A 10,806-nucleotide genomic window follows, 5' to 3' on the forward strand; every position below is an offset into this window, starting at 1 on the left:
CCGCTGCGGCGACCGCCGAGCCGCAGGCCGACGCACCCCAGGCCGAGGGCGCGCCGCAGGCCGCCTCCGCCGTGATCCCCGCTGTCGCCGCCCCGGCCACCACGCTTACCTCGATCCCTGCTCAGGGGAAGGCATCGTCCAAGGCGAAGGAAGAGACTCCGCAGCTGACCCCTGCGGCCGGAACGCTCTCCGTCAAGGTCGGGCCCACGGAAGAGGAGATCGCCGCGGCCGCGGCCGAGCGTGCTGCCGAGCAGGAAGCCGCTGAGAGGGCCGCCGCGGAAGAGGCTGAGAACAGCGCCGACGAGCAGGACCAGGCCGAGGACACCACCGAGACCCGCGACGAGGACGACTCCGCGAATCGCTCGAACGAGCGCTCCAGCCGCGACGACTCCTCGAACAGCTCCTCCTCTGACAACAGCTTGTCCGAGGAGAAGAAGGAAGAGAAGTCCAGCCCGGCGCCGTCCGCCGGCAAGGGCAGCTCGATCCTCGCCACCGCCCGCAGCGGCATCGGCACCCCCTACGTCTACGGCGGCACCTCGACCTCCGGCTGGGACTGCTCCGGCTTCGTCCAGTGGGTCTACGCACAGCACGGCATCAACCTGCCGCGCGGTGCGGCCGACCAGGCCGCCGCCGGCACGGTCATCCCGCGCTCCGAGGCGCAGCCGGGCGACCTGGTCTACAAGCCGGGCCACATCGGTATCTACGTCGGAGGCAACACCTTCGTCGACGCGGGCAACTCCCGCGTGGACACCTCCGAGCGCAACATCTACTCCGGCAGCTGGACCTTCATCCGCGTCGGAAGCTGATTCCCCCTCGGGCGTCCAGCCCTGGACCCCGCTGACGGCCCCGTCTCACCTCGGTGAGACGGGGCCGCTCCCGTTCCCGGTGCATTCCTGGGCCGGGCGCTGCCGCCGTGCCCGGACCGCAGAGAGCTCCCCACCGGTCGCGGCCCGGGCCCACGCCCGCCGACGCACCCAGGGCCGGCCGGTACCGTATCCCGGTGACCACCGCTCGTGACTTCTTCGCCGTCCTGCTGCTGATCGCCGCCATGATCCTGGGGGCGCTCTGGCTGCCTGCCGTCTGGTTCAGCGACCACGTCGTCGACGAGGACGGCTTCCTCGAGATCACCCAGCCGCTCGCGGACGACCCCGGGCTGCAGCGCACCCTCACCGACAGCGCGGTGGAGGAGATCCTCGAGGGCGGGAACGTGCCGGGGTGGCTGGCAGAACGCATCACCCCGGTGCTGCAGGAACAGAGCAACCGCCTCACCGACACCGACGGCTACGGGACGCTCTGGGACGTGGCGATGGTCGAGCTGCACGGCGCACTGTTCACGCCCGGCGCCTCGGACCTCGATGTGGACCTGGCGCCGGTGATCGATTCCGTGCTCACCGGGGTCGAGGACAACGTGCCGCTGGTGGAGATCCCGCGGCCCGACAGCGCGACCATCACATTGGCCCGGATCCCGGACGTGCCGCTGCTGACCCATGCCACGGCACTGACGCCCTGGGCGCCGCGTCTCGGACCGATCGCGCTGGTTCTGGCGGTGCTGGCCCTGGTGATCGCGGCGCACCGCCGCACGATGGTCACCCTCGCCGGCATCGGGGCGATCTGCGCCGGGTTCGCGACCCTGACGCTCTCGCGCTCGATCGACACGGTCGTGCCCGACAGGGTCGACCAGGCGACCTTCCTGGGGCCGATCGTGCAGGTCTTCGAGGAGCAGTTCCGAGCTGATCTCCTGCCCCAGAGCGTGATCATGCTGGGAGCGGGGGCACTCGTCGCGGCGACCGGCCTGGTGCTGGTGGGGCTCCGCCGCAGGAGCTGACCCGCCCGGACCGGGCGGGGTCGGATCAGATCAGACCGAGACGCTCGAAGGCGGGGAGGATCCCGAGGTCGGCAGGGCGCGGTACCGTGAAGTCCGAGACCGCCAGGATCTCCGGACGGGACCCCTCGATCCCGATGGACGTGCCCGCGACCCGCAGCATGCCCAGATCGTTCATCCCGTCACCGATCCCGACCGTCTCGGACAGGCCGATGCCGAGGTGAGCGGCGGCTTGCCGCAGCCCGTCGGCCTTGTCGATCGTCACCAGGTGGATCTCACCGGAGGCGGTGTCATCGCTCGCGATCGAGTTCGGCAGTGCGCCGACGTCCGGACCGAGCTCCACGGCGAGCTGCTCGACCGGGATCGGGGAGCCCCACAGGGAGATCTTCGCGAAGGAGCAGGAGACGAGGTCCTCGGGGACGCGGACGGCATCGATGATGTCCTGCGTGCCTCGGCCATAGCCTCCGGGGCGGGACGGCATGATCGGTCGGGCACGGATCCGTGCCGCGGAGTCCGGGGTGCACCACAGGGCCTCGGGCGACTCGAGAGCGAAGGTGGCTCCGTAGCCGCTCAGCAGCTCGACCGCGCGACGTGCCAGCGGCTCGGGGAACCGATCGTCGCGCAGCACCTCCCCTTCGACCTGCACATGGGCCCCTGCGGAGGAGATGACGCCGTCGAACAGCTCCGCGACCTCGGGCGCGACGATCGATCCCGGACGACCCGTGCACAGCAGGATGGCGTGCCCGGCGGCGCGTGCCGCCCTCACCGCCTCAGCGTGCTCGTGCGGCGCCACTCCGTGCTCGGCGAGAGTTCCGTCGAAGTCGATGAACACGGCGTGCCGTGGGGTCATGGGTCCTCCGTACCTGGTCAGATGCGGGCGAAGGGCTCCGACCGCTGCTCCAGTATGTCGGGACCGGGACCGCGCTGCCAGGCACGACAGTGCTTTCGGTGACCAGACCCATGCGATCCATGGTGGCCAGCGGGCCAGCGGTCCTGCGACTCAGCGGCCCTGCGGCTCAGCGGTCCAGCGACTGAGCGGCGGAGCGGTTCGGCGGGGTCGGTGGCTGCTGAGGAGCACGGAGAGGGTCACGGTGAACGGCGTCGCCGAGGGGGAGTTCTTCAGGGCCTCGAGGCGCTCGGGGAGCGCCGCCGCGTCGATGTGGCGTGCGCTCGGAGTCATCGCGACCAGATCGCGTGCGCTCGCGGCATCCAACGGCACCGCGCAGCGGACGGTGCGCTGGGTCTCGAGGTCGAAATGGGGATCGAGGGCGGCGTGCAGGCGCTCCTCCTTCTGCGGGTCCACTGCGACCATCCCCGGTACGAGGGCGCGCAGCTCGGCGAGGTGCTCGGCGGCGGGCCGAGCCACGATCAGTCGGCCCTCGGGATGCAGCACGCGGACGAACTCGGCGGGATTGCGCGGAGCGAACACGTCCAGCAGCGCATCGACGCTGCCGTCGGCGAGCGGTAAGGGGGCGAACACGTCGCCGCTGTGCACCGCCGCTCGCGGGTGGGAGCGGGCGGCGAACCGCAGCGAGCGGGCGGAGGTGTCGAAGCCGATGCCGCGTGCGGTGGGGAAGCGATCGAGCATCCCGGAGAGGTAGTAGCCGGGGCCGCAGCCCGCGTCCAGGACCGTCGGCACGCGGGAGCCGGCTCGATCGGATCCTCCGACTCCCTCGGACACGGTGGAGCCCGCGGGCGAGGGTGCCGCGGCGTTGAGCGCCGGGACGGTGTCGGCCGCGAGGTCGGTGATCGCCTCGAGCAACGGTCGATAGGCGCCGGAGGCCAGGAACCGTTCGCGGGCGCGGGCCATCTCGTCGTCGTCCCCGCTGATCGCACCGTTGCCCCTGAGCAGCGACACGTACCCGGCGCGCGCCAGGTCATAGGTGTGCCGCTGAGGGCAGCGCAGACTGCGCTGGACCAGTTCGAGCGTCGCACCGCACTGGGGGCAGCGGAGCACGTCGAGAGCACCGATCAGGGCTGGGGGAGCAGGAGCGGACACACCGCCAGGATACGGGGCGCGAGTCCCGGTCTCTTCGTCTCTTCGGCAGCACGGCACCGACTGTTCCGCAGCCCTTTCTCGGATCGGCTTCGAACCGGCCTCTGACCGGCCTCTGACCGACCTCGCAACGGCCTCGGACCGGCCTCTGACCGGCCGCCGCCGTACCCGCGACGCGCTTGCGCCGCGCCTCAGCCTCTCGCTCCGCCGCGCAGGTATCGCGCCAGGTGCTCACCGGTCAGGGTGCTGGCCTCGGCGACGAGCTGCGCCGGCGTGCCCTCGAACACGACCCGGCCGCCGTCCACCCCGGCACCGGGGCCGAGGTCGACGAGCCAGTCTGCATGGGCCATGACGGCCTGATGATGCTCGATGACGATCACCGTCATCCCGCTCTCCACGAGCCGGTCGAGCAGGGCGAGCAGGGTGCCGACGTCCGCCAGGTGCAGTCCGTTGGTGGGTTCGTCCAGCACCAGGATCCCGCTCGTCGCGCCCATGTGCGTGGCGAGCTTGAGCCGCTGGCGCTCCCCGCCGGAGAGGGTGGTCAACGGCTGACCGATCGTCAGGTACCCCAGCCCCACCTCGTCCAGACGTCCCAGCACCGTGGCCGCGGCAGGCACTCGGGACGAGCGGGCGGTGAAGAAGGCGAGCGCCTGCTCGACCGACATCTCCAGCACGTCGGCGATGCTCTTCGCTCCGCCCTCCTCCGGGCTCCCCAGCGTGTACTCGAGCACTGCGGCCTGGAACCGGCGCCCCTGGCATTCCTCGCAGACGGTCGAGACGGTCTCCATGAATCCGAGTTCGGTGTAGATCACCCCGGCCCCCCGGCAGACCGGGCAGGCCCCCTCGGAGTTGTTCGAGAACAGTCCGGGCTTGACGCCGTTGGCCTTCGCGAAGGCCTTGCGGATGGGGTCGAGCAGGCCCGTGTAGGTCGCGGGATTGGACCGTCGGGAGCCGCGGATCGCTCCCTGATCCACGACGGTGACGTCAGCATCCCGGGGCAGCGAGCTGTGGATGAGCGAGCTCTTCCCAGAACCGGCCACGCCCGTGATCACGGTGAGCACACCGAGCGGGATGTCGACGTCGACGGCACGCAGGTTGTGCTGGTCGGCCCCGCGGATCTCGAGTGCGCCGGTCGCCCGGCGCGGCTGCTCCTTGAGGGTGACCCGCTGATCGAGGTGGCGCCCGGTGAGCGTGCCGGAGGCGCGCAGCCCCACCACGTCGCCCTCGTACTGCAGCTGCCCGCCGTGGGAGCCCGCACGCGGTCCGAGGTCGACGACGTGATCGGCGATCGCGATGGTCTCGGGCTTGTGCTCGACCACCAGCACCGTGTTGCCCTTGTCCCGCAGGGCCAGCAGCAGCTGGTTCATGGTCGCGATGTCATGCGGGTGCAGCCCGATGGTGGGCTCGTCGAACACGTAGGTGATGTCGGTCAGCGCCGATCCCAGGTGACGGATCATCTTGGTGCGCTGGGCCTCCCCGCCCGAAAGGGTCCCCGACGGGCGGTCCAGGGAGAGGTATCCCAGGCCGATCCTCACGAACGAGTCCAGCAGGGCGGAGAGGTTCGTCAGCAGCGGCGAGACCTTCGGCCCCGTGTGCAGCGTGCGCAGGGACTCGACCCAGGCCGCCAGGTCGGTGATCTGCAGCGCCGTGGCGTCGGCGATCGAGAGCCCGTCGATCCGCGAGCTGCGGGCGTGCTCGGCGAGCCGGGTGCCGTCGCAGTCGGGGCACACGATGAACTTCACGGCCCGGTCCACGAAGGCCCGGACGTGCGGCTGCATCGAGTCTCGGTCCTTGGAGAGCATGGACTTCTGGATCTTCGGGATCAGGCCCTCGTAGGTCATGTTGACCCCGTCGATCCTGACCTTCGTGGGCTCCTTGTAGAGGAAGTCGTGGAGCTGGCGGGTGGTGAAGGTCCGGATCGGCTTGTCGGAGGGGAAGAAGCCGGAGGACGCGAAGACCTTCACGTACCAGCCGCCGGCGGCGTAGTTGGGGATCGTGAACGGGCCCTCGTCCAGCGACTTGTCCTCGTCGTACAGCTCTGCCAGGTCGACGTCCGAGACCTCGCCCATGCCCTCGCACCGCGGACACATGCCGCCCACCCGCGAGAAGGTGGTCTTCTCGGCGATGGTCCTCGCGCCCTTCTGCACGGTCATCGCCCCGGAGGCGGTGACACTGGGGACGTTGAACGAGTAGGCACCGGGTCCGCCCACGTGCGGTGCGGCGAGAGCGGAGAACAGGGTGCGCAGGTAGGCGCCCGCATCGGTCACGGTCCCCACGGTGGAGCGCACGTTCGCCCCCATCCGTTCCTGGTCCACGATGATCGCGGTGGTCAGTCCCTGCAGGTCATCGACATCCGGGCGGGAGAGCGACGGCATGAATCCCTGCACGAAGGAGCTGTAGGTCTCGTTGATCATCCGCTGCGACTCCGCGGCGATGGTGCCGAACACGAGGGAGCTCTTGCCCGAGCCGGAGACACCGGTGAACACCGTCAGGCGGCGCTTGGGCAGGTCCAGTGAGATGCCGCGGAGGTTGTTCTCCCGGGCACCCCGCACCCGGATCACGTCGTGGGCGTCGAAGGCGAGGGGCCGGGGTGAGGGAGCGTGGGCGGTCATCAGTTCTCCAGGGCGTCGAGATCGTGCGGCCGATGCAGGTGCTGCCGGGGTTGATCGTATCCTTGAAAAACCCGTTGAAGCCTGGGCTCGATCCTCATCGTCGGGGACGGCAGAACCTTCAAAGGAGGTCCACATGCGCCCGGTCGACCTGGCCCGCGAGCACTCCCTGTCCGCGCAGGCCGTGCGCAACTACGAGGAGGCGGGCGCGCTGCCGGTCGCCGCACGCAGCGCCGCGGGGCACCGTCGATACACCGAGCGTCACGCGCGTGCCCTGCGAGCGTTCCTCGCGCTGCGTCGTGCCATCGGCCACGCGCCCGCGCTGGAGATCATGAGGGCAGTGGGACGTGAGGATCTGGACGCAGCGCTCACCGGGGTCGATCGCGCTCATGATCGGCTGCTGCGCGATCGCGCCACTCTCGCGGTGGTCGAGCAGGCGATCGGGGAGCTCGAGATGCATCGCGAGGGGCGCCTCGGCCGCGGCACGCGTGTCCTGGGCATCGGCGAGCTCGCGGGCCGCCTCGGCGTCTCCCCGGCGACGCTGCGCCATTGGGAGGCCGAGGGGCTGATCTCGGCGGTGCGGGAGCAGGGCAGCGGCCATCGCCGATACCCGCCGCAGCAGGCGTACGACGCCGAACTCGTCCATCTGCTGCGACGTGGCGGCCATCGACTCGCGGACATCAGGATCGTGCTCGGTCAGATGCACGGCCTCGGGGAGCCCACATCGCTCCGTGCCGCCCTCGACGTCTCGCGCGACCGGATCACCGCTCGCGGCCTCGCCCTGCTGGAGGCCTCCGCCGAGCTGTCCTCCCATCTCCGTGCGGAGCAGGCAGGACCGCTAGCCTGGGGCGGTGACTGACACCGAGCATTTCGACATCGCCCTTATCGGCTCCGGCTCCGCGAATTCCTTCCCGGGCCCCGACCTGGCCGGGCGCCGCATCGTGCAGATCGACCGCGGCGTGGGGCCGGACCACGTGTTCGGCGGGACCTGCCTGAACCTCGGGTGCATCCCCACCAAGATGTTCGTGCACACTGCGGATCTTGCCGCCACCCCTGCGGAGTCCGCCCGCTTCGGCCTCACCGAACAGCTGCAGGGCGTGGACTGGCCCGCGATCCGCGATCGCGTCTTCGGCCGCATCGACCCCATCTCGCAGGGCGGTGAGGAGTACCGCAGCGACCACGAGGACAACGCGAACCTCACCCTGCTTCGCGGCACCGCCGCCTTCATCGGTCCGAAGACCGTCCAGGTGCGCGGCCATGACGGCAGTGAGCGGACGATCTCCGCGGACACCTTCGTGCTCGGCGCCGGCTCCCGGCCGGTGCTGCCGCCGATCGACGGGCTCGCGGACGCCGCCCCGCACACCTCGGACACGATCATGCGGATCGACTCCCTGCCCGCCTCGCTCGCGATCCTCGGCTCCGGGGTGATCGCCGTCGAGTTCGCGCACGTCTTCGCGTCCCTCGGCGTCGAGGTCACGCTGATCGCCCGTTCCGAGAAGGTGCTGCGCGGGGCCGACGCCGACATCTCCTCGCGCCTGACCGATCTCCTCGCGCAGCGGGTGCGCCTGGAGACCCGACTGTCGACCACGTCCGTGAGGCGCACCGACGCCGGGGTCGAGCTGCGCGGCCGGCGCGATGGTGCGGAGGTGGTGCTGGAGGCCGAGGAGCTGCTGGTCGCCGTCGGCCGGCGCCCCAACTCGGATCTGCTGGACGTCGCGGCCGCCGGGATCGATACGGCCGACGACGGACGGGTCGAGGTCGACGAGCACCAGCGGGTGCTGGGCGGGGGAGCGGTGCTCGAGGGCGTCTGGGCCTTCGGCGACCTCTCGAGCGCCCATCAGCTCAAGCACGTCGCCAATCACGAGCAGCGGATCGTACGGCACAACGTGCTCCATCCCGAGCAGATGCGCCGGTCCGACACCATGCCGATCCCCAGCGGTGTGTTCACCCATCCGCAGGTGGCCTGGGTGGGTGTGGACGAAGCCGCGGCGCGGCAGAGCGGCCGGGAGATTCGGGTCGCGGTGCAGGAGTACGCCTCGATCGCCTATGGATGGGCGATGGAGGACACCACCGGGTTCGTGAAGCTCGTCGCCGACGCCGAGACCACCGAGATCCTCGGCGCTCACTTCATCGGCCCCGACGCCACGACGCTCGTCCAGCTGCTGATCCAGGCGATGAGCACCGGGCAGACCGCTCGCGACATCGCCACGACCCAGTACTGGATCCACCCGGCGATGCCGGAGCTGGTCGAGAACGCGCTGCTGCAGCTGATCGACTGACGCGCACCGCGCCGCAGAAGAGGGCCGGACCTGCCTGTGCAGGTCCGGCCCTCGTGTCGTGTCGTGTCATGTCGGGGCGCGCTCATCCGCGCACCGGCCACCTTCGCGAACTGCGCGAGCGGGTCAGCCCTCCTCGGCGCCAGGCAGGCAGGAGCGGAGCGGATCCTTGTCGATCTCGGGCCCGTCATCGGTCTTCTCGTCGTCGTCGGACGTCGCATCGGTCGAGCTCTCGTCCGCCGACGGCTCCTCGGCCTCGCCACCCTCGGCCTTGCTCTCCTCGGGATCCTCCGCCGTCTCCGCCGGAGCGGTCGAGCCGGGCTCGGTCTCGCCGACCACGGATTCCGGGGCGTCCTGCTCCATGGAGTCCTCGATCGACGCGGCGGACCACTTCTTGAGCTCATCCCAGTCCGGGTTGCCCGGATTGGTCACGTCCGGCGTGATCGGGTAGGAGGTGAACCCACCCTCCTTGACACGCAGGGCGAGGTCCACGAAGGCATCGATGTCGGACGTCGGGATGTTCGTCTGGATGTTCTCCTCGGTGGCGGTGACCAGACCCGGGACCGAGACGGCGACCGTGGCGGGCTGCGCCTCCTCGGTGACGGCGCGCACCATGCGCTGCTGACGGCACATGCGGTTGAAGTCGTTGGAGCCCTCTCGGGAGCGGGCGTACCAGAGCGCGTGGAACCCGTCGAGCTTCTGGTCGCCGGGCTCGATGTACCCGTCGATGGGGTACTTCCCTCCCGTGGCCTGGTTGGTGCCGCCGCCGATGGGGATGCGGCGCTCGACGACGAGATCGACTCCGCCGATGGCGTTGACGAGGTCCTCGAAGCCCTGCAGGTTCACCATCGCGTAGTAGTCGGTCTCCAGGCCCAGGGTCTCCTCGACGGCCCAGGTGGTCGCCGTGAGGCCCGGCTCGGGATCGTCGGGGAAGAGGTCGGGACGATCATCGGCCCAGGTCCAGACCGCATTGATGAGGTCCTGGTTCTTGCCGAAGTAGTCGAAGCCGTCGGGGAACTCCTCGGCGGCGGCAGTGCCCTCGGGGAAGCGGACGCCCTCGAGGTTGCGGGGTATCGAGAACAGGGCGGTCTTGCCGGTGGACGTGTCGATCGAGGCCATCATGATGGTGTCGGGACGGGTGCCCGTGCGGTCCTCGCCCGAGTCCTGGCCCAGCAGCATGATGTTCACGCGATCGGTGCCCGCCCAGGGGTCCTTGCCCTTGACGATGGGGCTCTCGCCGCCCTCCTGCCCGCCGAACACCGACTTCGAGCCCAGCAGTGCCTGCACGGCCCACACGGATTGCACTCCGCGACCGAAGGGCACGGCGATGGCGACGACCATCAGCGCGGCCAGGGCCAGCGCGAGATACTTCTTGGCGCCATGCAGACGCTGCCTGGTGGTGTGGGCCAGATTGGCGAGCACGATCTGCGCGGCCCAGACCAGGCCCGCCACACCGGCGGCGACGAGGATCCCGATCAGCAGCGCACGGTTGGTCACGATCATCATGCCGGTGCGCAGCGGATCGCCGAACACCAGGACGGCGGTCAGCACGATCACGGCCAGCACCAGGAGCGCGAGGAGCACCCAGCCCAGCCGTCGCATCCGGGTGGTGAGCAGCCCGGTGCCGGGCACGAGCGTGGTCAGCACGGTCCATCCGGCGACCTTCGGCAGAGAGCCGGACCCGTCCTCAGGGGCATCGGCGGGGCCGTGGGAGCTGCGGGACCCGCCGGCACCGCCGGTCCGGGACGAGCCGGGGCCGCGAGCGTCCCCGGAGCCGGAGGACGATGCCGATGCTGCCTCAGTCGTCGACCCCGACGCGTCGGAGCCGTCGGCCCGGAGCCGGACATCTGCGGCTGCGGGCAGAGCCGCCGCGGAAGCGGCAGCAGCGGTGGTGCCGGCAGCGGCGGTGGTCCCGTTCGACGAGTCGCCGCCCTCGGGGGATGTCGCCGGGCTCTGCGCGGACGGACGATGGACGACCGGTGACCCGGACGCCGGCGGTGAGGGGTGCTCCGTGGCCCCGGAGGAGGCTGAGACCGAGGCGGTGCGCCCGGGGACCACGGTGGGCTGGGCGGAGCGGGCCGGCGACGGGGCCTGCCGGCCGGA

General features: G+C 70.7%; 8 protein-coding genes. 4 read left to right on the forward strand and 4 right to left on the reverse strand.

The annotated features are described in order from the left end of the window. Positions 1–806, forward strand: an 806-nt coding sequence (locus tag CIK81_RS18805) for a C40 family peptidase (RefSeq protein WP_147272374.1), incomplete at its 5' end; no start/stop codon positions are given. Between the two features lie 194 nt (positions 807–1,000). Beyond that, entirely contained in the window at positions 1,001–1,825 is an 825-nt protein-coding gene (locus CIK81_RS17680; RefSeq protein WP_114355980.1) for a hypothetical protein, read from the forward strand. 25 nt (positions 1,826–1,850) lie between these two features. Here the strand turns inward: CIK81_RS17680 and CIK81_RS17685 are convergent, their stop codons facing one another. The 3 genes from CIK81_RS17685 to CIK81_RS17695 all read right to left on the reverse strand — a co-directional run bounded on the left by CIK81_RS17685 (position 1,851) and on the right by CIK81_RS17695 (position 6,430). Beyond that, positions 1,851–2,672 carry an HAD hydrolase family protein gene (locus tag CIK81_RS17685; protein ID WP_096163962.1) on the reverse strand — a complete coding sequence of 274 codons (822 nt, stop codon included), beginning with the start codon at positions 2,670–2,672 and terminating at the stop codon, positions 1,851–1,853. A gap of 150 nt (positions 2,673–2,822) precedes the next feature. Continuing rightward, complete coding sequence (locus CIK81_RS17690) at positions 2,823–3,821, reverse strand: putative RNA methyltransferase (protein ID WP_096163963.1); 999 nt, start codon at positions 3,819–3,821, stop codon at positions 2,823–2,825. 188 nt (positions 3,822–4,009) lie between these two features. Further along, positions 4,010–6,430, reverse strand: a complete 2,421-nt coding sequence (locus CIK81_RS17695) for an excinuclease ABC subunit UvrA (RefSeq protein WP_114355981.1) — start codon at positions 6,428–6,430, stop codon at positions 4,010–4,012. A gap of 133 nt (positions 6,431–6,563) precedes the next feature. Between CIK81_RS17695 and CIK81_RS17700 the strand changes: the two genes are divergently transcribed. Then, positions 6,564–7,286 (forward strand): MerR family transcriptional regulator, encoded by a 723-nt coding sequence (locus CIK81_RS17700; protein ID WP_096163965.1) that lies wholly within the window; start codon positions 6,564–6,566, stop codon positions 7,284–7,286. Next, on the forward strand, positions 7,279–8,706 hold the full coding sequence (locus CIK81_RS17705) for a mycothione reductase (protein ID WP_096163966.1): 1,428 nt from the start codon (positions 7,279–7,281) through the stop codon (positions 8,704–8,706). Before CIK81_RS17700 ends, CIK81_RS17705 begins: the two co-directional genes overlap by 8 nt. Before the next feature lie 123 nt (positions 8,707–8,829). Here CIK81_RS17705 and CIK81_RS17710 read toward each other — a convergent pair. Then, on the reverse strand, positions 8,830–10,806 hold a 1,977-nt coding region (locus CIK81_RS17710; RefSeq protein ID WP_147272375.1), incomplete at its 5' end, for an LCP family protein.

The sequence above is a fragment of the Brachybacterium sp. JB7 genome (assembly GCF_003335205.1).
GTDB classification, from domain to species: Bacteria; Actinomycetota; Actinomycetes; order Actinomycetales; family Dermabacteraceae; genus Brachybacterium; species Brachybacterium alimentarium.

Coding starts and splice junctions, on each gene's coding strand:
- CIK81_RS17685 (WP_096163962.1), bottom strand. CDS start 2,672: ATGACCCCACGGCACGCCGTGTTCATCGACTTCGACGGAACTCTCGCC.
- CIK81_RS17695 (WP_114355981.1), bottom strand. CDS start 6,430: ATGACCGCCCACGCTCCCTCACCCCGGCCCCTCGCCTTCGACGCCCAC.
- CIK81_RS17700 (WP_096163965.1), top strand. CDS start 6,564: ATGCGCCCGGTCGACCTGGCCCGCGAGCACTCCCTGTCCGCGCAGGCC.